This is a genomic window from Mesorhizobium sp. RCAM 06353, assembly GCF_059683585.1.
In genome coordinates, this window is sequence record NZ_JCASIY010000002.1 from 241,803 (window position 1) to 261,989 (window position 20,187).

Genomic DNA, 20,187 nt, shown 5'->3' on the forward strand with positions numbered 1-20,187 from the left:
CCGTGTTCGAGAGCGCGGGAGATTGCAGTTTGGGACTGGTTCTGATGAGCGAACGCGAGTTGCGGCGTATCGAGGTTTTGTCGAAGATTGTTGAGCGGCGAATGACGAGCGTTGCAGCGGCAAGCCTGCTCGGCGTTTCAGTTCGTCAGATCCAGCGGCTTTTGAAGACGTTCCAGGCGGATGGCGCTGCGGCTCTCCGGCACAAGGCGCGTGGCCGGCGTTCCAACAATCACACTGTCGATGGAGTTCGCGACTTCGCGCTGGAGCTGATCCGGGAACACTACGTCGACTTCGGACCGACGCTTGCTCGCGAGAAGCTGATCGAACGCCATCAGCTCGCGGTCAGCAAGGAGACGCTGCGCAAATGGATGACGGAGGCTGGAATCTGGACGTCGCGCCGTGAGCGAAAGCGGCGGCTGCATCAGCCGCGCGGGCGGCGCGACTGCTTGGGCGAGATGGTGCAGATCGACGGCTCGCACCACTGGTGGTTCGAGAACCGTGGCCCCAAATGCGCCCTGCTCGTCTTCATCGACGATGCGACCGGCAAGCTGCTTCATCTGCGCTTTGCCTGCTCCGAGAACACGTTCGACTACTTCCACGCGGCCAAGGCGTATCTGCGGGAATGGGGCAAGCCGTTGGCTTTCTATAGCGACAAGCACGGTATCTTCCGAACGACCCATGGCTCGGAGAAGGACCGCACCAGCGGCCTGACGCAGTTTGGCCGCGCGCTCTATGAACTCAACATCGACATCATCTGCGCCAACACTCCGCAAGGCCAAGGGTCGCGTCGAGCGCGCCAATCAGACGCTGCAGGACCGGCTTGTGAAGGAACTGCGCCTGCGCGGCATCAACACGATCGAGGCGGCCAATTCCTTTGCGCCCGAGTTCATGGCGGACTTCAACGCACGCTTCGGCAAGGAGCCCCGCAATCCGAAGAACATGCACCGGCCCCTCGCCGAGCATGAGAACCTGGATGGCGCCATGTGCCGCAAGGAGGTCCGCACGCTGTCACAGGCTTTGACGCTGCGCTACGACAAGGTGCTATTCATTCTCGACCCGATCGATACTGCAAAGCGGCTTGCCGGCAAGAAGGTTGTCGTATGCGACTATCCCGATGGTCGTCTCGAGGTCACCCACGAAGGCATTGCCCTGCCCTACAGGACCTTCGACAAGCTGCGCTCGGTTCACCGATCTGAAGTGGTTGAGAACAAGCGGCTTGATGCCGCCCTGGACCTGGTCGCCCAGATGCAGGCTGGCCGGGAGCTTCATCGCAGCCAGCGCGGGCCGCGGCGCACCGGGCAGACAAACCACATGTTTGGCATCCCCGACGGCAGCCAGAGCAATGGCTATGTGAAGCGTGGCCGTAAGCCCGGCAAGAAGGCGGACTTCACAAAGGACCCCGCGATCATCGCGCGGCGTGAACAGGCGCTTGCCAGAAGTCTCGCAGCCAAGGTCGAGAACCAGGCCGTCAAAGTCGATCTGACACTCACAGACAGCGATAGGCATCGTATTGCGGATGTCCTCGCACTGTGGGTCGGGCGGCCGGCTTGGAATCCGCGCCAGAGAAAAGGGCGGCATTGCTGCCGCCCTCCGAGATTGTTGAGGTGCGTGGACCTTAGAAATCCATACCGCCCATGCCGCCCATGCCACCGCCGGGCATACCACCCGGCATGCCGCCGCCAGCCGACTCCTTCTTGGGAGCCTCCGCGATCATGGCTTCGGTGGTGACCAGCAGGCCGGCGACCGAGGCCGCGTCCTGGAGAGCGGTGCGCACAACCTTCATTGGGTCGACGATGCCCATGGCGATCATGTCGCCATATTCGCCGGTCTGGGCGTTGTAGCCGAAGGTTGCATCCTTGTTGTCGAGGATCTTGCCGGCAACGATCGAAGCTTCCGCACCGGCGTTGGCAGCGATCTGGCGGGCCGGAGCCTGCAGAGCACGACGCACGATGTTGATGCCGGCGGTCTGGTCGGAGTTAGCGCCGGTTGCCTTGATGCTCAGCGAAGCGCGCAGCAGGGCGACGCCGCCGCCGGGAACGATGCCTTCTTCGACGGCCGCACGGGTCGCGTTGAGGGCGTCATCGACGCGGTCCTTCTTTTCCTTGACTTCGATCTCGGTCGCACCGCCGACGCGGATCACGGCAACGCCGCCGGCCAGCTTCGCCAGACGTTCCTGCAGCTTCTCCTTGTCGTAGTCCGAGGTGGTCTCCTCGATCTGCTGCTTGATCTGGGCAACGCGGCCCTGGATCTCGGCCTTCTTGCCGGCGCCGTCGACGATGGTGGTGTTCTCCTTGGAGATCGACACCTTCTTGGCGCGGCCGAGCATGTTGAGGCCGACGTTCTCGAGCTTGATGCCGAGGTCTTCCGAGATGACCTGGCCACCGGTGAGGATGGCGATGTCTTCCAGCATGGCCTTGCGGCGATCACCGAAGCCCGGCGCCTTGACGGCGGCGATCTTCAGGCCGCCACGCAGCTTGTTGACGACGAGCGTGGCCAGAGCCTCGCCTTCGACGTCTTCCGAGATGATGACCAGCGGCTTCGAGGTCTGCACGACAGCCTCGAGGATCGGCAGCATGGCCTGCAGGTTGGAGAGCTTCTTCTCGTGGAGGAGAATGTAAGCGTCTTCCAGATCCGCAACCATCTTGTCGGCGTTGGTGACGAAGTAGGGCGAGAGATAGCCGCGGTCGAACTGCATGCCTTCGACGACTTCGAGTTCGGTCTCGGCGGTCTTGGCTTCCTCGACGGTGATGACGCCTTCATTGCCGACCTTCTGCATCGCTTCCGCGATCATCGAGCCGACCGAAGCGTCGCCATTGCCGGCGATCGTGCCGACCTGGGCAACTTCTTCCGAGGTCTTGATCTTCTTGGCGTTCTTGACGAGGTGAGCGACGACTTCGGTCACGGCCAGATCGATGCCGCGCTTCAGGTCCATCGGGTTCATGCCGGCGGCAACCGCCTTGTGGCCTTCCTGGACGATCGACTGCGCCAGAACGGTCGCGGTCGTGGTGCCGTCGCCGGCGATGTCGTTGGTCTTCGAAGCAACTTCGCGGACCATCTGCGCGCCCATGTTTTCGAACTTGTCTTCAAGCTCGATTTCCTTGGCGACGGTGACGCCGTCCTTGGTGATGCGCGGGGCGCCGAACGACTTGTCGATAACGACGTTACGGCCCTTGGGACCGAGCGTGACCTTCACCGCGTCGGCGAGGATGTTGATGCCGTGAAGCATGCGCTCGCGGGCATCACGGGAGAATTTTACGTCTTTGGCCATTTTTACTCCTGGGCATTTCGCCCGAATTCAGATTGGATGGTGCGGATGAAAGGCGGCGGCGTGTCAGCCGATGATGCCCATGATGTCGGATTCCTTCATGATCAGAAGGTCTTCGCCATTGAGCTTGACTTCGGTGCCCGACCACTTGCCGAACAGGATACGGTCGCCCGCCTTGACGTCCAGCGGGACCAGCTTGCCGGCTTCGTCGCGGGCGCCGGAACCAACGGCGATGATCTCGCCTTCCTGCGGCTTTTCCTTGGCGGTATCCGGGATGATGATCCCGCCGGCGGTCTTCGCTTCGGATTCGACCCGGCGAACGACCACGCGGTCATGAAGCGGGCGGAAATTCGACTTTGCCATTTTTGGAGTCCCTGGTTCGGATGTTGAACGGTGCTCCGTTGCCGGAGCGTGCGAGTGCTATCGTGGCGCTGAGACAGGCGGTCGGCTGCGTCCCCCGTCTTCCCCGCCTGTGGGAGCAGGTGGATCGGTGGGCAGCGCCTGAGCTGGCTGAGTAACCTTCTTCATGTTGCCAGCCTTACTCCAGTGCCATCTTTGACGGGGTCCGGGAGACCCGCAGCGGCAATATGTTTTGGTGAGGTGATCAGGGGACGTCTTCTCCTTGGTCGTTCACGTGTTTGCGGATGGCGGCGAGGCTGGGCTGGACGCATGGGTCGGCCTATTTGCACAACCACGCCAGGGAAATGGACGAATTGGCCAGTAAGCCTTTCCGACTATCGCCCCTCTTTAGGTTCCTCCTTGGTCGCCGCTTGGACCTTTTGGGAGGAATCCTTTCGCGGAGCCGCACACAGATCGCCGTAACAAACCTTCTCACCCTTGCAGTTGGCCAGAGCCTGCAGCAACTCCGGTAGAAGGTACTGTTTCAGGTCGTGGGCGATCGGCTCCGGACCGTCCAGCGACTTCAGTGCCAGCTCGATCAAGTCGATCGCACGATCTTTGTTGCCGCTCTCATGATAGTACCGAGCGACCGCCGGATAAGACCGGAACTTAGGGTCGTCGCCTTGCGGGGGGAACAGTGCCAGGATGTGTTCGGAGAGCTGTTTTCCCATCGCGAAGCGCTCAGCAGACGGAAAGCGCGAATGGTCAAGGTTTGGATGGAAGAGTTGGTCTAGCGCCACAATCATCCAATCTTCGGAGTTTCTGTCGATCGCGTCGCGAGCGAATTGGCGCATGATGGGCAAGCCGGTCCACATGTCGTGCATTCTGTGAAGCACCAGATGCGCATGAGACGAGCGGAAACTGAGGTTGTCCGGCATCAAGGCGATGCCTTCTTCGATCGCCGAGAGCGCCGTCTTCCACTCCTGTTTCTCCACCGCCGCCCAAAATCTATCATTGATCGGCTTCTTCAGCGCTTGTTCGCGCGCTATGGTTTCGCCTTCCGCGATCCGGTCCGTATCGGCCGATTTTGCTTGATCGCTGGCGCGCCAGCTGCCGTTAAGCACCTTCGGCAAGACCTCATCGAGTTCCATCGGATGACCGATAAAGGCGATGTGGCCGTCTCGGTCGACCACGAACATGGTCGGAATCGCGACAGAAAAGCTGGGCTCCATCCAAAGCTTGTCCATTTCGCCCGTGGAGTCGAACGCGATCCGATAGTTCAGATTCGAGAATTTTTCAGTCAACCAAGCGTCCAACTTGCTTCGGGCCTCATCGGCCGTTGTAGCGTCTTCAGAAGCCGCCACTCCGACGATCTCAACTCCGCTCTCCCTGTATTTCTCCTGCAGCTGCATCAGATGGGGCATCCCGTCCACACATGGTCCGCACCACGTTGCCCAAAATTCGACGAGTGTACACTTTGCCGGGCTGAAAGCTCGTGAGGGGCTCGCCACGCAGCCAGTTCTCGACTTTAATCGAAGGAGCCGGGGACTCGATCTGCAAGACCCGGTGCTGTCCAAAGCTGTTTCCAAAGGGTGAGGTCATCGGCACTCGGGTTTCCTTCTTAGAGAGGCACACGGGTTGGGGAGAGAGCCTCTCTTGCTCCATTATTCAGGCAAGGGTCATGCCAGCTGGCTCAGCACGCATAAGTGCATAAATATGCTTTGAAAAACCTCCGCATGGCCCAGGATGGCCGGTTGTAATGAACCTGACATTTTGCCAATGTTGTTCTGAACCTGTCATATTGTCTGCCGCTGCCAGGTTTGGACACGCCTCGCACCGAGCGAAAAAATGGCCCGTCCGCACGGTCCCGAAGCGCCAAGGCCATAAGGACGCGCGGCACGCAGCCTCTGCCCGTCCCGAGGCAATTCGCCTCAGTGACATTGGTGGGGTTGGCTCGCCGCTAACAGTTTTGAAGAGGAGGATGAACAAAGCCCCCGGCGAAGTGTGAGCCAGCCTGATCGACCGACACTGCGGGTATGCTCCAAGCTACACAGTAGCTCGACTTGGCGATGCTCGCCTTCGCAATGCCGGCGCGATACGACATCACGCTGATCCGCCACCTCCCAAAAAAACGGCGCTCGACGGCAAAAAATCCGTTCGTCGATCCAGGAAATCCGCCCGGATTTCAGACTTGTGAACACCTGCCTCTTATTTAGCAAACGTTCGATCTTGACCTATCCGCGCTGTCGCTTTTGTGCTGAAAACAGCGGGAGAATAGCACGCCATCTTCGCCCAGACATTCAAGCGCTGAGGCGTGCTTCCGCATAGTTATCGTGCGCCTTTTTCGTCTCGGCTGTTGCCTTGGACCGCACCGGCTTGCCGTTATTCAAGGGAATTTCCGCGTATGTGCCATCAGGAAACTCAGCCACGATTTTCATCTCGCCACCCAAGCCTTTTACATACCGCTCCATGGTCTTGAGCTGCACAGTTTCCGGGGATTTTTCGATCCGCGAAACTTCCGCCTGCTTCAAGCCCGTCTTGGCCGCTACAGTGGTTTGAGTGACCGACAGCGCCTTGCGGATTTCGGACAGATGAACGGCTTTAAGAATCTCGGCCGCTCCCTTTTCGATCTTAGCTAGGCGCGCGGCCGGTAAAGCGTCAATGCGCTCACGAGCTGGTCGAAAATCTGATCTCTTCGCCATGATCTATTCCTCTTCCTCTGCTTCAAGCCACTCATCAAACCGAACGTCGGCGGTTGCAATGAGGGCTTTGTAAAACTTGTCCTGTGACTGGCCTTCTTTGTTGCCACCGAATAGGATTATGGCTTGCCGTTCCTGATCGAATGCAAAGGCGAAACGCCAAGCGCCTTTTACGGCTATCCGGATTTCCTTCATGTTCTTGTGTTTGGATCCCTTGAGGGTATCCCCGATGGGGCGACCGAGCTGGGGGCCTGTCTGCTCCAGAACGAAGATTAACTCGTCCAGTTTGTCAGACACAGCATCATCCAAGCCTTCGCGCTCCTTGATGAATCCGGATGCTCAAGGACCGTCCACTTCATGAAGCCGATATAGGCTGGAACCGATATAGGGTCAAGCTGATATTTTGACCTAGGAAAACTGTTGTCTTGCCCGCTTCTCTCGCCAAGCACCGCGCGACCGACCAACGGAACCTGCGGAGGCTGATCAAAGCCGAGCATGCGAACCAGGACGCGCATGGTTGCGGTCAATGAAGGCGGCCAGGCCATCGTTCACATGCGAGGGGCGTTGGTGCATGGGTCCGGACTTGAGCGGATGTCGATCTTTGAAGCGGCAGACCATGCCGTGGCTACCTTGATGCCTCGCGGTAGCGTGAAGACCACATGAAAGTACGGGACCGGCAACAGGTCGGCGACGCGCGCATCGACCCACTCCTTGCGAGCGCGCCCTGGCACTTCGGGCAATCGCGATTGCGGCAGGAATTATAGGAGATGCGGGTCCTGCCGCAATCATCGCAGGCATCGACGTGGCCCCGAGCCTGGGTGTCCGGCAGGCTTCGATCGCACCCATGACGCGTCGTTCGCCGCGGCCAAGATGGCCGGCGTTGTTACGCCTGTAGGAGCTCCCATGTCGGCGAAAGATGTCGGCGACTTCGAAGGTGGAGCGCATCCGCCGCTCCGACGACCAGAAAGGCTTCAAGGTTCTACCGCGTCGCCGGGTCGTCGAACGGACGTTCGGATGGATGATCCGGTGGCGACGCCTCGTGCGCGATTACGAGCAGCGCATCGGTGTCTCGCAGGCCATGATCCTCGTCGCCATGGGCGGCATCATGCTACGCAGAAACGCCCATCCGATTTTCCAAACCGACTCTAAGACCTTGAACGTGACCGCATTCCGCCCGGAAGTCATCGAGTGTCAACTCGTTTCCTGAGGGATCAATCATGACTTGGTCACGTCCACCCACATCGCGAAAGCCTTCCTGCTCGAGAAACTCCTCGGTGTGACGGTCAATCGCGAACGTCCTTAACCGCTTGTGGCGATGTTTGAGCCCAATCAACAAGCCGAGCCCGACGAAGGCTGCTTCGCCTAGTAGAGCTAAATCCGATCATGTTGCATCGTAACTTGCTGCGGCGAAACAGTTCCGGCATTCGTTTGGTGCCGGAGAGGTTCTGCCGCAGATGTGTGCGATGCGGAAAACCGGCTCTGGGATCGGTCACGGCGGTCGCTGAAGCCGATCCGCATTCGGCAGAGTATTTGACAAGTACTGGCTTTGGCGGATTCGGATCGGCTTCAGTCGGCACCGGCAGCGATCCTGCAATTGATTTGTCGTGTCACAGGAAACGATCGCCTCCTGGTTGGTCCGGCTGCCGTCGATGACGACACGGGCCGGCCATGGCTCCAGCGCTTTCCTGAAGAAGCGCTTGGCCGCAGGCAAATCCCGATGTTCGCTGAAATAGAATTCGACCGTGTCGCCCATGCTGTCGATGGCGCGGTAGAGATACATCCATTCTCCACGCACCCTGATGTAGGTCTCGTCGACTTGCCACGTGCCGGTGACCGCGCGCTTGCGCCGGTTGAAGCGCTCCAGGAGTAAGGGCGAGAAACGGACGACCCAACGGTGGATTGTCGAATGATCGACGCCGATGCACGCTCGACCATCTTCTCCTTCAGATCGCGCAGGCTCAGCCCATAGGCCAGGTACCAGCGAACGCAAAGCGGATGACGGATCGATCGAAGTGGCGCCCCTTGAACATCTGAAACCTCCGTACCGAAGGGCTTTGACAGACAGCGGCTAACCAAAGAATTTGCAACAAAACCCGCGCAGTCAGGTAGACGTCGTTACACTTGCTGCCAATAACAGGCTGACCTCGTCCCTGACGCCTGCGCGCGCACAACGATGAGATTTCCGTTATGCCCAGATCAAAAATGTAGGCGTCAAATACCTTGTGCCATTTGCCGAAGATTATGGTGTTTGCTGTGGGCGTTGCGGGCAATCTCTTCGACTATAAGATCGTTAGTGTGCAGGTTGCAATGATCATTGGTAGCTCCTTTTAGCTGAATGTGGAGTCTGGCATACGGGATCAGGGCAAGACGCGCAGGTAGTACGGTGAGTCACTCGGCGACCCGAAGCGGCCGAAAACCTGCGCGATAGTGGACTGCGTATGCTTGTTTGACAGGATCAGGGACGCCCTCAGCAAAGTTGAGGTGAGAGCGAAACTGCCAAGGCTTCCGTGGTCGAAAGCAGCAAGGCAGGTTAAAGATAAATGGATTTCCGCGGAGTCGGATTGATCAAGGATGAGGCAATTGAATGCAGTCGGTTCGCCGTATTTTCTCAGATAAATACTGATTGGCTTCGCTAGATCGACGCCCGCTTTGGCGCCGTCGGCAGCATTCGCGCAAATTGAAGCAAAGGCATCGGGTAATTCCGCAACGGCCATCGTGCGGTTCAGCGTCATCGAAGCTGTGGCGGTTTCCACCTGGTTCGGTACCATTTGCATGGCATTCTGCCACGTACTAGCCGCCTTGATGCACAGCGATGAGTTTTCGGCGGCCTGAAGCGACGATTTGGTCGCGATGTGGGTGCATTTTGACAAGCCTGGGCGGGCGGCGGCGGTGATCCGTCGTGATGGCAGGCGGGGTTTGCAGGTTGCGGTCGGCGGGTTCGTTTCGGGGCGTCTGCGCCCCTGCGGTTATGTCGCGAGCCGCGGGATGCGGTCGAGGACGATGCGCAGAATACGCTGGTCGGGGCAGGATGTCGGCAGGTGCAGGCGGATTTGCGTTTTGATCTCGACCACCCGCGCGGCGATTTTGATGAGGCGCAATCGCAGCGTGTCGAATTGGGCGACGGCAAAGCTCGAGCGTTTCGGCATCGCAGCGCGCAGGCCCCACATTAGCCAGTAGGCGCCGGCATGCAGGAAGAGCCGGAACTGGTTGGCCGTCGCTCTTGTGCAGGATGTGCGGTCGGCGGCAAGATGCGTCTTCCAGGACTTGATGTGGTTCTCGGCTGCGCCGCGCCGGCAGTAGAGGTCCTCGTAGAGCGCCTTGGCCTTGCCACTGGTCAGATTGGTGACGATGAAGCGGGTGTCGGCTCCTTTGGCGCCGACCTCGACGCGGGCGATGATGCGCTCGACGCGGCTCCAACTGGCGGCGCCGTCAAAGAACTCCTTGAAGCGGCGGACCTTGTTCGATTTCGCCGACGCTTCAAAGCGCGCCGTCGTGCGGGCTTCCAGGTCCGCGACATGCTCGCGCAGCGTCGTGGTCGGCGCTACGCCGAGGATGAAGTCTACACCGTTGGCGCGGCACCAGTCGATGACCTGCGGACCGCAGTAGTGGCTGTCGGCCCGGATCAGGATCCGTGTGTTCGGCCAATTGCTCCGGATCGCCCGCACGAGGCGGCGCAGGTGGGGGCAGATCTCAGCCCCGCGCGGCCGCCTGGCCGGTCGCAGGATCGCGCTGACGAACCGGCCCGCACCGTCGAACACTACGATCGGCTGGAAGCCGTATTCGTCGTAATGCGCGTTGAACAGGCGCAATTGCTGGCCGCCATGTACGGCGTCAAACGTGTCGTCGATGTCGAGCACAATCCGCTTCGGCACCTGCCGGAAGGAAGCGCAATAGAGGTCGACCATCGCCCGCCCCATGGCGACCAGCTCCCGCACGCCGGGCAGGTTCTCCAGCCGGCACAGCGTCGATTGCGAGGCCAGATCCCGACCCGACGGCAGCGCATCCTGGGCCATCTTGAAGACCGGATCGGAGCGCAGCCGGTTGGCGTCGTTGCCATCCTCATAGCCGGCGGCGATCATCTTCATGCGAAAGCCGATCATGTCCGCCAGGCTGTGGACCACCTGGTCCGGGCAGCGCGGATCATCGATGCAACGCGCCAGACGGTCGGCCACCCGCAGTCGTTTTTCCACCTCGGCCAGCACCAGAACGCCACAGTTGGAGGACAACATGCCGCCGTCGAAACGGGCGACGACGGACTTGCCGCCCACTGATGACAAACCGCTCAGCGGCAGGGTAAGATCATTCATGGCGGGTGTGGTCTCCGGGAAATGATTCGGATCGGCCTTAGCAACCAAATCCTACGTCATTTCAACGGCTTGCGCCACATCCGCCAACCCGCCGTGAATTTTTCGGGCTAGCATCCAAGTTCAGAGTGGGGCCTTCGGATAGCTTCTGAATCAAGGCAGAGCAAATCCTCTCCGCTTCGAGCGGTCCGCTGCTCGGCGGGCCGACCACCAGGAAAAGGCCCGCAGTTGTTTTTGCGAATGGGTTCATGGTTGCTTTCTTATGGAGCGGGGCCGGAGTTCACCGGCAGCGCAGACAGAGCATCGCCAGTTCACAAAGTATTTCCGGACTGCTCCTATTTGCATCTATGAGACCGGCGAGGATTCGTCGAATCCAGGCCGTGGGTTGGGTGCGCTGCTTTCGCGACCAAAAGCCTGAGGATCAGACCTGGGGCGTGATATCTTGTTGCGGCGTCGAGCCGCCGTTAAAGAAGTTCGTGGCGTTCGTAAACTGCTTGGTGGAGTTCTTATTCACGATCTCCTGGAAGTGTTTGTAATCGGGGCCGCCGTTGTTTCAACATGCGTATCTTCCTGTTCTGAGCGTTGCTGTGAAAGCGGTAAAGTGCCGGGAGTGCGTAAACGCTTGAGTATCAGATGATCTTTGCGTGTACTCACTGGCTGTATACCAGCTCGTTCCGGTCCCCACCTTTGCGTCAGACAGACTTTTCTCTGCGCGCTACCATTTTGCGATAGCGGAGCGGTGAGAGCCCATGAATCGCCTTGAATGCCGTGGAGAAGTTGTTGCTGTTCTCGTAGCCAAAGGATTCCGCGACCTCGGCGACGCTTTCATGCCCGCTTCGCAAGCGGGCGGCAGCCTCCGTCATCCGGTAGTGCCGTAACCAGGTCATAGGCCCGCAGCCAAAAGAAGCCTCGAAGCGGTTGACGAGCGTTGTCTTATTGGTCCCGGCTATGCGCGCCAGTTTGCTGAGGGCGATCTGCTGATCGACCCGCTGCGCCAGCAGATCGCACGCCTTCTGAACGAGGGGATCGGCTGAGAAGAATAGCGGGGCAGAATGCCGCGCGATCTGAGCGACGCAGGCGGTAAGTCTGCTCAGAACTTCCTGCTTGATCAGCGGCCACAACAGGTAATCGGAATACCCGTTAGAGAAAACCGCCTTTCGGTCCAGTGTGTCTTCGGAAACCAGGGCCAGTTGCACCAGTTCGGAAGAGAGCTTCGCATGACCGTACTTATGTTGCTCCGATTCGCGGCAATCGACGATGACGATTTGCGCGGAGCGCCCTAGCCGCAACAGACGGTGCTCAAGGATATCGACCTGCCGCAGAGAACTCGCGATTTGTACCAATGATTTACATGCCACAGGGTCCGAACCAATATACGCGGCCAGAATGGATGCATGCACCTCGGAGACACCCTGAGAATCTGGCCTGCGAGTGGCTTGACGCGGCTGATCGGCGATCGAAGAGGATGGTCTTGGTTTGTGTAGATGGCTAAAAGTGCGAATACCTTCTCGTTAAGCCGGATCGCCGCAATTCCTCATAGCAGATGCTCGCTCGAAGTCGGGGCGCGTCGGTTCACTGCGTTGGCACAGCGTCGCCTCCCGACGGACGAGACGAAGCATCAGTCGTTTGCCCTCTCACTTTCGATGCATGCGTCAGCTCTGTTCCCGCCAACGCTGCGACGGCAATCTTGTGGCGCAGCCATTCATGCTCTGGGTCGCGATGGCAACGCTCGTGCCAAACCAACCCAACCTCGTAAGGCGTCAGTTCCACCGGCGGATCGACAATCGCTAGGGGGAGCAAGGCGGCGATCCGTCTCGCGACGCGGTGTGGTACAATCAGCACCAGATCGGTCGCCGCGATGGCCACAGCAGCCGTCAGGAGGTTGGAAACCAGCACCGGATCGCGATCTTGGAGGTGTAACGTGACCAGTTCATCATGCACCCGGCCGAAGCCGTCCTTGGAATCCGAGGCAATGGCGGCCTGGCGCAGGGCAGCGAAGGTCTCGATCGTCCATTCCTGCGCGAGGGCTGGGTGGTCCCTGCGTAGCAGGCAGGCGAAGCGGTCAGTATAGAGCCTGCGCCGAAAGAAGCCCGTTGGAGTGCCACCGGTCTGCCCAACGGCCATATCGATCTCGCCTTGCTCAAGCCGCCGGAGCGCGCCGGCTAAAAACGAGCCGGTGACGATGTCGAGATTAGGCGCGTGCTCGCGCAGCAGGGGTAGGAGAGGCGGCAGCAAGATCAGCGCTTGATGGTCGGGCATCGCCATTATTGTCTTTGATCGCCATTTCCCCTGGCGGTTCACCATCCCGCGGAGCGCATCCAACACCGGCGGCAGCATTTGGGCCAACCGTTCGGCCTGCGGCGTCGGGACCAGGCCGCTCGAGCCGCGAACCAAAAGATCGTCATTGAAAATCCCACGCAGCCTTGTCAACGCTCGGCTCATCGACGGTTGGCTCAAGCGCATGTGCCGAGCCGCATGCGTGACGTTACGGTGCTCCAGCAGCGCCTCAAGAGACAACAGTAGGTTCAGGTCAATGGATGCCAGCATTTGCCGTGCGGCGCGAGGCCCCTCGACGATCAGTCGTGGCCGCTCACGCGTTTTTGAAGAAATCTGCCGACTGCAAGAAAGCTCATCCATATGTTTTTCCTATGTTTTAATACGGAGCGTGCTAAGGCTAACGTCTTGAGATCTGGCGTTGCGGTGTAGGTCGGGCCTGCCTAGCACATTAGCGATGTCGCCAACCGGGTCGACATGTTCAATACACCGGGGCTCGATCAGCGAAGCGATGACAGTCGAATGCACGACGACGGACCAGACCCGGCGACGAGAGCCCTTATTGCGGATCGGCTCAACTGGCTTGATGATGTGGCCGCAGCCGCGAGTTCTTCGCCTTGCGTGCCAGCACAATCGGCTACAACCCAACTGGGTAGTTGGTCTGCAATCATCGCCATCGGGGTTACCACAGCACATTAACCACGCCTCGGCGAGGCCGGAATGCTGCCTGATTCACTTGGTCGCGGTCAGCCTCATGCTGGTAAGTCCGCCGCCGCGAGCTTGGCTAGAAAGCCGTCGCACCATCGATAGACATCGTGGCCGATAAGACCGTCCTTCATTGCGTTCCAACGCTCTTTCCTTTCCTGTAACGACATGCGAAAGGCCTTTTCCGTGGAGGCCGCCACAGCCTCCGGGTCATAGGGATTGACGAGCACCGCTCCCACCAACTTGTCAGCGGCGCCGGCAAATTGCGAGAGCACGAGGACGCCCGGATTCCTTGGGTCTTGCGCAGCCACGTATTCCTTCGCCACCAGATTCATGCCGTCGCGGAGCGGCGTCACTAGACCAACGCGTGCCATTCGGTAGAGGCCGGCCAGTTCCAGCGGGCCATGGGAACGATTGGTGTAGTGTACTGGTGCCCAATCGATGGTTCCAAGTTCCCCATTGACACTTCCCACCAGTTCGGCGATCTGCTTTTGCAGCGCCAGATAGGCCGGTATTTCCTCGCGGGATTTCGGGGTAATCTGCATCAGTAGCGTCTTGCGGATGCGATGGCTGTTACGATCAAGGAAATGGCGAAACGCTACGATGCGCTGATCGATGCCCTTGGAATAATCCAATCGGTCGACGCCAATGGCGACGTCATAGCCTGCAGTCCTCTTGTAGACTTCCTGCAGGTCCCCGTCGCGCGTCGCTTGCTCTGCGAGGCTCTCGAACTCGGCCGTGTCGATACCGATTGGAAAAACCCCGCAGCGAAACTCCCGCCCTTGGATTAGGCAGCTACCGTCTTTTGTGAGACGCCCTACGTTTCGGCGGTGTAGACATTCGGCGAAGTTGTTAAGATCGTCATCGGTTTGAAAGCCGACAAGGTCATAGAACGAAAGCGCTTCCAGCAAGCTTTCGCAGACCGGCACGGTGGCGAGGATGTCCGCCGGTGGCCATGGTATGTGCAGGAAAAAGCCGATCCGGTTGCGGCAGCCGCGCTCGCGCAGTTCTTTCCCTAGAGGGATCAGGTGATAATCCTGCACCCATATGACGTCGTCCTCGCGGCGGAGCGGCATCAAAGACTCTGCGAAGAGTCGGTTGACGCGGTAATATCCTGATTTTCTCGCGTCGTTATATTCGGCGAGGTCGACACGGCAGTGGAAGACCGGCCAAAGAACACTGTTGGCGAAGCCGTAGTAATATTCGTCCAGATCCTTCTGCGAGAGATCGGCAAGGGCATAGGTGATGCCGTTGGCAGCCTCCTGCATCGTCAGTGACACCTGGTTCTTCTCGGCGTTCACTTTCCCCGACCAGCCCATCCAGAGGCCGCCTTGTCGCTTGAGCGCGGCGTTCAGCGCAATGGCCATTCCGCCCGGGGGCAGTGAGCCGTGCTCGTCGGGCAGTGCAACCCTGTTGGAGACGATGACCAGTCTACGGTCTCCACCGTCCCCACCGACACTGATAATGTTCTTCATGGTCACTCCTGTTGACTGCCAGCTTTGGCTACGATCACAGCCAAGTTAGGGACGGTCAGCAGGTGGGACAATCTCATCAGGCGTATGGCAGAATAGCGCAGACAAATAGGCACTAAGCGGGGCAGGAACTGAGCTCCCAAAGCTTCGGTTTTTGGATCATGTTTCTCCGTAACCGGCCGATTGGGTTCTGTTGCAAATTTTCGTTGAGCCGAAGCAGGATGAGATGGCGGGCATCAACGGTCAGAAATGCTGGTTGTGGAGAGCGGTTGATCAGGAGGGATATGTGCTCGAAGAGATTGTCCAGACGCGTCGCAACACCAAGGCCGCCAGGCGCCTGCTGACGCGACTTCTGAAGAAGCAGGGTCTGCCGCCAAAGCGTATGATCACCGACAAACTGCGCTCCTACGGGGCGGCCCAACGCCAGGTCATGCCGAACGTGGAACACCGCTCGCATAAAGGCTTGAACAACCGGGTGGAGAATTCTCACCTGCCGTTCCGAAAACGGGAACGAACGCGACAGGGTTTCCGGTCGGTCGGCTCATTGCAGCATTTCGTGTCGATCTTCTCCGCCGTCCGAAATCTCTTCGTCCCATCCCAGACCAACCGCTCCGCCGCAGAAATTCGAGCCCATCGACGCCAAGCCATGGCCGCGTGGGAAGCCGTGAGTGCACGGCCTGCCTGAAAAGCGCGGTATCGGCCTCACGCGGCCACATTTCAAACAACGTGACAACGCCTGCTATCCTGCCGATCTTTCGCCTGCTGTTGTCAAAGACTGCCTGCCGTCATCCAGATCCTAACCCCTTCCCCAGCCGCAAGCCCCAGGCGCGAGTGGCATGCGGATTTCTGGTCATGGCCTGTTGTTCGGTCTTTGCAGGCATTCCCGTTGATGGATCTGTCCGGAATTAGCGACGGTTGTTCTGGCCAACGCTGCTGTCTTGTCCCGTTCCTGCCCGCTCCTTCGCTGCGCTCCCGAGTTGGGGACAAGCCATCTTAGGCGCCGGCCCCTTTGGAACCGTCCTCCGGGACACAAACCATCAACCAAAGGAAAAGACCATGAAAGACACTAACACCAAGACCGGAAAGACCGAGTCGAAATCCCCGATGTACCTCGCCTATACGGTGCGGGATGCCAAGGAAGAAGGCCAGAAGGGCTTCTGGACACGCATCGGTGCATTCTTCGCCCACGAAGATGGCGAAGGCGGCACGCTCCTCCTCGAGGCCCTGCCCCTGGACGGACGCGTCGTGCTGCGCGCCCCCAAAGTCGAAGAAGACAAGTAGGAGGCGGACATGCAGCTCTTGACTCAAGATCTGCGGGACAAGCTGCTGGCGAATGGTCGCCAGCAGCAGCCTCTCCGCGGTACCAGCGACGAGATCGATTTCGTGCCCGTCGTCAAACTGTTCACGCCACCTGACTGCCACCGAACCCCGGTTCCAGCCGGGGTTCGGCTTACTCTGTGACAGGCGTCAGTTGAGCCCAGCTTTCGGCTTGGAAAATCGCCACGAACATACGCCACGGCGGTGTTACCGATTGAAGCATAACTGAATTGTTCCTTGAGCCCTTCGATGCCGCTCAACGGCTGGCATTCCTGGTCAGATATGAGGTTTGTCTGACCATCATCGACCATCTTGAACAAGATAATTCCTTTGGTGCTTTGAGGGCTGCTTTTCGCCTCATACGGCTGTGGGCGACATGTCCCCTCTGCATCGCGGTCCTCGCCCGGGTTGCAAGCAGGACGTGGTGCCGGCGCCGCGGCGGGAGGCGCTTTGGCCGGCGGTATGGGCGCGGTTTCACTTGTGGTCGCAAATTTCTGTTGGGGATGAATTAGCCGAGCAGCTGAAGCGCCTGCTTGGCTTTGCCTGTCGTTCCTGCCATCAGATATCCAGGACGGATGGACCAGTGGGCGTGAGGGCTTGTAGGTCCGCAGTTTTTCCAGGCGTTCCCCCGCTGCCTGCAAAACGAGCGGTCAGAACTCAGCATCGCGTTAGCTGCAGCAAATTCGGCATTCTCTTCTTTGGCGTTGTCGGCGCCGAACTTTGCGAACTGGTCCAGGCACTCGCCGGCGTGGATGACGGTGTCCTGGGGTCGCGCACCCTGCTGTTTCTCTCAGCCCGACAGCTTCTGCGACCGGGTCTGCCGCGCTACACGCCGGGTAGCTTCATCTTTTTTCCGGATGGCTGAGGTCAACTCGTCATAGTCGACGCCGCGCTTCTTCAGCGCCCTGCGCGCATCGTCGATCTCGAAGCCCAACAACTCGAATACGGTCATATTGAGCTTGGAAGCGATACGCTCCATTGTCTTAAGGGTGGGATTTCCGATACCGCGCAGCATCGTGTAGTAGGTCCCTCGCGCCAAACCCGTCTTGGGGAGGAAGGCTTCCATTCCGCCATTCTCGATCTCAAGCTGCTGGAGGCGCAGCGCCAGCATTTCATTGAGGATGGAATGATCGACCGGCTGGGGCTTGCGGACGGGCGACATGAAATCGATGAACTCCAGATGAGGCACCTGCGCCTGCGGAGACCATCAATACCGCAATGAGGTTATCTTGTATATGAATGTTCTTATATATTGAATATTCTCTGAATGAGGCACGGCGTGTCGGATCAAACCTCCTAAAGCTTCGTCGCTGCGAGGGACTTTGGCTTCCCACTTGGTGAACGACCGTGGACTCGGGCCTTACGTTGCCGGTGGCCACATACGAGATAATGTACGGACTGAGTTTCGGCCCAAGCGCTCCCATTTCTGATGCTGATGCCGTTAGGCCCCGCGCGACTCCGCCCGCCGCAAAATGGAAGGCCCGCCCGATACTAAGTAGGAGCAACCGCAAGCCTATGCATGAGCCAACGTTGCCGTTCGCCACTAAAACCGATAAGCCTGCTGGCGATAGAATGGACCTTCCTGCTCCTCTCCGGTTCTGGCTACGCACGGCGAGCGCTTTCTGGGCGTGTTGAGTTGGAGCGGCACATCGTCCCCTGGGCGATGGCTCCAAGGCTATTTCCTCGTGCAAAGAGTATCTCTGCATGGCGGGCGGCATCTGGACGTCAAGCCGGTCCGGACGCCCTTTTCTCGGATGCCTTTTAGCGGCTTGCCGTTCGAATTCGTACTCGCGTGATGCCTGTTGCCCTGTCTCACCGCTGTTTAACCGGCTGTCCAGCCGCGCGAGCGGCCGAAGCGTAGCGGAGCCAGCCCGCAGCCGGACCGCGCTCCCAAATAGCGCTGCAGGTACGGCGGAGGGCTGGTGGTCAGGCGTCGTGCGAGGGCGGGAGACGTCCAATGCGTTTCAGGTAGTCGTGGAGAACACGATCGATGATGCGTAGAGGATGCGTGCGCTCCTCCGCGGCGATCTGCCTGAGGACCAGATCGATGGCGTCGGGCAAGCGAAGTGCATAAGGGCGCGACGAACTGCGTTCGCCATAGGCATCGAACGGTTTGCGCGGATTTTCCCTCTTCGGTTTGGCCGGCGGTGCCGACTTAGGCGCCTCGATCTTGTTGGGCAGGGCTGCGTGAGGAGTTTGCGGGGCAGCGGAGGTTGACGTCTGCGTTGTCGGTTGATCGTCGTAATGCGGTGTGATGACGACGGGCTTGGCCCCGGGCGGCGGATCAGACGAGATCCGCTTGGCGCGAAAGGCGTCGCGTGGCAGGGCAGGACGGGGCGGTTTGGCGGTTTCGTTCATGCGGCATTGTCGCCGTTATTGACGCCCTGGCTCGCCGCGAGCAATTCGCGGACGACCTGGTCGGCATTGTAGCGGGCCTTGCGGATCGACTCATCCGTGTCGCTCATCTGGTAGAGTGTACCGTGGCCGCTGGTCATCGTTCGATAGGTGACGCGCCGATAGAGCGCGTTGGCGCAGATGGGCACCTGCTCGGCGTTGAGATAGGCGAGGACTTCGCGCAGCGGCCTGGTGTTGCGGTCGAGACTGTCATATTCGTTGAAGAGAACGCGGTGCTGGCTCATGGGGAGATTGGCTGCGTGGGCATGCTGCTCGAGGTTGCGGATGGAGCGCACGACCTGCGATGCATCGAAGGTGTGAACCCTACAGGGCAGGACGACGAGGTCGGCGCGCAGCGCCGAATGGGTCAGCACCGGTCCGTAATAGCCCGGCGTGTCGATGACGACGACGTCATGGCTGTCAAGGCGCTCGAGCGCTTGTGCGAGGCTCTGTTCATCCGGCGCGCGCACGAGATCGATCCCTTTCGGACTGAGATCCCGCGCGACCGAAGATGCATGCCATTGGTAGGCGGAGCCCTGAGGATCCGCGTCGACGATGGCGACGGAATAGTCGTGATTGGCGAACTCGCCGGCAAGGATAATGGCGACGGTGGTTTTCCCGGAGCCTCCTTTTGGGTTTGCGATGGCGAAGATGCTCGGCATGAAAGGCTCCTCGTGGCGCCGCGATCGCGACAGCGAAATGACCAAAACAATATATTAGATATTACGAGGTCGGAAATCGTGCAAGTCGTTGTTCGTGCGGTCCTCCAATGAAAGAATGCGGCAGTGCTGTGTTTCGGCAAAGCGGCAATACCGCAAGACACGTTTGTTCCAAGGCGGCAATGACACTTCCGGGTAATGCTGTAACTCGCGTTTCGCGACATACGGCAATCTTGGAGGAGATCAATCCCGACCCCTGAGGCATAGCGGGGGTCCTGTCAGGTGTATTCACATCAAAAGGCGTCAAATCAGTATTGCGGTAACAACGGGTGGGGATAGCGCTATGGGGCGGATCGCGGCACAGCGCAGGCGGGCACGGCAGGGGGCGGCTGCTCTCCCTGGGCCATTGGAGTTCAGTATAATAGATATTTGTTGACAAGATACCGGTTTGTGGGCCAAACCGGGGAGGCTGCTGGACGCAGCCAGGGCGCTGACGCGCGTTGCCTGCCGGCGAAGCTTGAGCCCGTCGGCCGAAAAGAGAATGGAGGACGGCTGTGGCCAGTTCCGCTGCAATGCCGAGACGCAAACCAAGGCTCCGCACGGAGCTGTCGGAGCTGGATGAGCGGCGCCTTCAGGAGGCAGTGGCACTGTTCGGCTTGCCGAAGGCCGAGGTCGTACGACGGTTGATCCGGGCGTCGGTGCAGGCCGGCCCCGCACTTTCTGCCGGGAACACTGTGGTCATCGTGGATCTCGCCTACC

Annotated in this window: 14 protein-coding genes and 6 pseudogenes; 5 read left to right on the forward strand and 15 right to left on the reverse strand. The window is 59.5% G+C overall.

Translation table 11 applies throughout. The features are described 5' to 3' along the window. Positions 1-44: 44 nt before the first annotated feature. Positions 45-1,452: pseudogene (locus AC56QX_RS37380) on the forward strand (ISNCY family transposase); the annotation flags it as partial. A gap of 163 nt (positions 1,453-1,615) precedes the next feature. On the opposite strand, the gene groL reads toward AC56QX_RS37380, so the two are convergent. The 6 genes and pseudogenes from groL to AC56QX_RS37410 all read right to left on the reverse strand — a co-directional run. Further along, a complete protein-coding gene (gene groL, locus AC56QX_RS37385) occupies positions 1,616-3,268 on the reverse strand; it encodes a chaperonin GroEL (protein ID WP_497118791.1) in 1,653 nt (550 codons plus the stop codon). A 63-nt stretch (positions 3,269-3,331) separates the two neighbouring features. Continuing rightward, positions 3,332-3,628, reverse strand: a complete 297-nt coding sequence (gene groES / locus AC56QX_RS37390; protein WP_023802596.1) for a co-chaperone GroES — start codon at positions 3,626-3,628, stop codon at positions 3,332-3,334. A 371-nt stretch (positions 3,629-3,999) separates the two neighbouring features. Next, positions 4,000-5,206: pseudogene (locus AC56QX_RS37395) on the reverse strand (TlpA disulfide reductase family protein). 698 nt (positions 5,207-5,904) lie between these two features. Further along, entirely contained in the window at positions 5,905-6,306 is a 402-nt protein-coding gene (locus AC56QX_RS37400) for a helix-turn-helix domain-containing protein (protein ID WP_475461672.1), read from the reverse strand. Between the two features lie 3 nt (positions 6,307-6,309). After that, on the reverse strand, positions 6,310-6,600 hold the full coding sequence (locus AC56QX_RS37405; protein WP_497118793.1) for a type II toxin-antitoxin system RelE/ParE family toxin: 291 nt from the start codon (positions 6,598-6,600) through the stop codon (positions 6,310-6,312). 335 nt (positions 6,601-6,935) lie between these two features. After that, positions 6,936-7,248 (reverse strand): annotated as a pseudogene (locus AC56QX_RS37410) (IS91 family transposase); the annotation flags it as partial. Here AC56QX_RS37410 and AC56QX_RS37415 point away from each other — a divergent pair. Continuing rightward, positions 7,238-7,432: pseudogene (locus AC56QX_RS37415) on the forward strand (transposase); the annotation flags it as partial. The pseudogenes AC56QX_RS37410 and AC56QX_RS37415 sit on opposite strands and share 11 nt — an antisense overlap. 378 nt (positions 7,433-7,810) lie before the next feature. Here AC56QX_RS37415 and AC56QX_RS37420 read toward each other — a convergent pair. The 6 genes and pseudogenes from AC56QX_RS37420 to AC56QX_RS37445 all read right to left on the reverse strand — a co-directional run. Beyond that, positions 7,811-8,333: pseudogene (locus AC56QX_RS37420) on the reverse strand (IS6 family transposase); the annotation flags it as partial. Positions 8,334-8,660: 327 nt separating this feature from the next. Then, the gene (locus AC56QX_RS37425) at positions 8,661-9,077 is read right to left on the reverse strand and encodes a glutamate acetyltransferase (protein ID WP_497118794.1); all 417 of its coding nucleotides are present in this window, start codon (positions 9,075-9,077) and stop codon (positions 8,661-8,663) included. A 192-nt stretch (positions 9,078-9,269) separates the two neighbouring features. Continuing rightward, positions 9,270-10,610, reverse strand: coding sequence for an IS1380 family transposase (locus tag AC56QX_RS37430; RefSeq protein WP_497112851.1), 1,341 nt, complete (start codon positions 10,608-10,610; stop codon positions 9,270-9,272). 689 nt (positions 10,611-11,299) lie between these two features. Next, on the reverse strand, positions 11,300-12,007 hold the full coding sequence (locus tag AC56QX_RS37435) for a helix-turn-helix domain-containing protein (protein ID WP_497118795.1): 708 nt from the start codon (positions 12,005-12,007) through the stop codon (positions 11,300-11,302). A 172-nt stretch (positions 12,008-12,179) separates the two neighbouring features. Then, positions 12,180-13,154 carry a LysR family transcriptional regulator gene (locus AC56QX_RS37440; protein ID WP_497118871.1) on the reverse strand — a complete coding sequence of 325 codons (975 nt, stop codon included), beginning with the start codon at positions 13,152-13,154 and terminating at the stop codon, positions 12,180-12,182. 479 nt (positions 13,155-13,633) lie between these two features. After that, entirely contained in the window at positions 13,634-15,061 is a 1,428-nt protein-coding gene (locus AC56QX_RS37445) for an alpha,alpha-trehalose-phosphate synthase (UDP-forming) (RefSeq protein WP_497118796.1), read from the reverse strand. A gap of 232 nt (positions 15,062-15,293) precedes the next feature. On the opposite strand from AC56QX_RS37445, the pseudogene AC56QX_RS37450 reads away from it, so the two are divergent. The 3 genes and pseudogenes from AC56QX_RS37450 to AC56QX_RS37460 all read left to right on the forward strand — a co-directional run. Further along, positions 15,294-15,743, forward strand: a pseudogene (locus AC56QX_RS37450) (IS6 family transposase); the annotation flags it as partial. A gap of 371 nt (positions 15,744-16,114) precedes the next feature. Further along, on the forward strand, positions 16,115-16,339 hold the full coding sequence (locus AC56QX_RS37455; protein ID WP_496628310.1) for a hypothetical protein: 225 nt from the start codon (positions 16,115-16,117) through the stop codon (positions 16,337-16,339). A gap of 9 nt (positions 16,340-16,348) precedes the next feature. Next, a complete protein-coding gene (locus tag AC56QX_RS37460) occupies positions 16,349-16,519 on the forward strand; it encodes a DUF2958 domain-containing protein (RefSeq protein WP_496628311.1) in 171 nt (56 codons plus the stop codon). A 646-nt stretch (positions 16,520-17,165) separates the two neighbouring features. Here the strand turns inward: AC56QX_RS37460 and AC56QX_RS37465 are convergent. The 3 genes from AC56QX_RS37465 to AC56QX_RS37475 all read right to left on the reverse strand — a co-directional run bounded on the left by AC56QX_RS37465 (position 17,166) and on the right by AC56QX_RS37475 (position 19,431). After that, entirely contained in the window at positions 17,166-17,564 is a 399-nt protein-coding gene (locus AC56QX_RS37465) for a helix-turn-helix domain-containing protein (RefSeq protein ID WP_244662164.1), read from the reverse strand. Between the two features lie 737 nt (positions 17,565-18,301). After that, positions 18,302-18,733 (reverse strand): hypothetical protein, encoded by a 432-nt coding sequence (locus AC56QX_RS37470; RefSeq protein WP_497118797.1) that lies wholly within the window; start codon positions 18,731-18,733, stop codon positions 18,302-18,304. After that, the gene (locus tag AC56QX_RS37475) at positions 18,730-19,431 is read right to left on the reverse strand and encodes a nucleotide-binding protein (RefSeq protein ID WP_183465709.1); all 702 of its coding nucleotides are present in this window, start codon (positions 19,429-19,431) and stop codon (positions 18,730-18,732) included. Before AC56QX_RS37475 ends, AC56QX_RS37470 begins: the two co-directional genes overlap by 4 nt. Between the last annotated feature and the right edge of the window lie 756 nt (positions 19,432-20,187).